1 protein-coding gene is annotated in these 1,487 nt (G+C 73.0%); it reads right to left on the reverse strand.

Going from position 1 to position 1,487, the window contains the following annotated elements; genetic code table 11:
- On the reverse strand, positions 1-1,480 hold a 1,480-nt coding region (locus tag WX88_RS31650; protein ID WP_449404338.1), incomplete at its 3' end, for a hypothetical protein.
- Positions 1,481-1,487 lie beyond the last annotated feature (7 nt).

Raw genomic sequence — 1,487 nt, forward strand, 5'->3', positions numbered from 1 at the left:
CGACGGGGTCGTAGTTGTTCGAGCGCACGCCGCCCAGGGCCAGGGCGGGCCCGGCGCCGGGGGCGGGCACCTTCACCGTGAAGGCCGTGCCCAGGGTGTTAACCGCCAGCGTGGCGATGGCCGGGAAGCTCACCAGCCCGCTCGTCGGGTCGTAGGTGGCCCCGTCGGCGTAGGTGACCAGGCCCGTGGTGGCGTTGACCGCCGTGGGCGTGGTCTGGCCGTTGACGGCCACCGCGTTGGGGCCGCTGGTGAGCAGGCCGGCGGCGACCGTCACCTGGGTCTGCACGTTGGTGGCCGGGCCGGGGCTGGTGCTCGTGTTGCTCGGCGTGACGGTGAACGTGATCGGGGCGCCCGCCGCCTGGCTGCTGACGCTGCTCGTCACCGTCACGGCCAGGTCGGCCGACGGGGTGGTGGGCGGGTCGAGCGTGGTGGTGAGCACGGCGCTGTTGTTGTCGCGGTTCAGGTCGTTGGCCGCCGCCGCCGGCGTGGCCGTGGCGCCGAGGGTGAGCTGCTCGGTATCGGGCGCTTCAAAGCTGAGGGTGGCGGTCACGCTGCCGGCGGCCCCGGGCACCTGCCCGGCGAGGGGGGGGAAGCTCACCACGCCCGTGCGGGGATCGTAGGTCGTGTTGTCGGCGTAGGTGGCCACGCCCGTGGTGGCGTTCACCGCCGTGGGCGCGCTCCCGTTCACGCGCAGCGTGGGCCCGGTCAGGGCCACGGGCAGGTTCACCGGCAGCTGGGCCGTGACCGTGGTCGGGGCCGTGGCCGGGATGGGCGAGCGGCCGGTGTTGGTCGTCGTCACGGCGTAGCTCACCGGCGTGCCGCTGGCGGCCGTGGCCGGGCCGCTCAGCGCCACCACCACGTCGGCGGCGGCGGTCACGGCCGTGGTGACGGTGCTCGTGTTATTGGGCGAGGAGTTGGCCGGGGTCGAAATCGTGATGGCGGCCACGTTGGCCAGCGGGCCCGTGCCGGGGGCCTGGTAGGTGATGGCGTTTTGCACCAGCTGCCCCCCGTTGAGCGTGGCCAGCGTGGGCAGGCTCACCACGCCCGAGGTCGGGTCGTAGGTCGTGCCGTTGCTGAAGGTGGCCACGCCCGTGGCCGGGTTCACGCTCGTGGGCAGGGCCCCGTTGAGGCGGACGCTGGTGGCATTGCTGGTCGAGGTGAGCAGGCCGGCGGGAATGGTGACCGTCTGCTGCACCTGCGTGGCCGGGCTGCTGCCGTTGTTGGTCGTTGTCACGTTGTAGGTGGCCAGCTGGCCGGCCACCACCGAAGGGGGGCCCGTGAGGGCAATGCTCACGTCGGTCGCGGGCCGGACGTTGGTGGTGGTCATGGCCATGTTATCACTCAGCGAGGGGTCGGACGTCGACGTCGTGGCCGCGGCCGAGACGAGGATAACGGGCGTCGTGCCGGGCGCCACCAGGGTGAAGCCGTAGCTGCGGGCCACTTGGGGGCTCAGCGTGCCGGCGGGGGGGAAGGTGAGCACCCCGGTC

Source organism: Hymenobacter terrenus (assembly GCF_000972495.1).
Classification (GTDB): Bacteria; Bacteroidota; Bacteroidia; order Cytophagales; family Hymenobacteraceae; genus Hymenobacter; species Hymenobacter terrenus.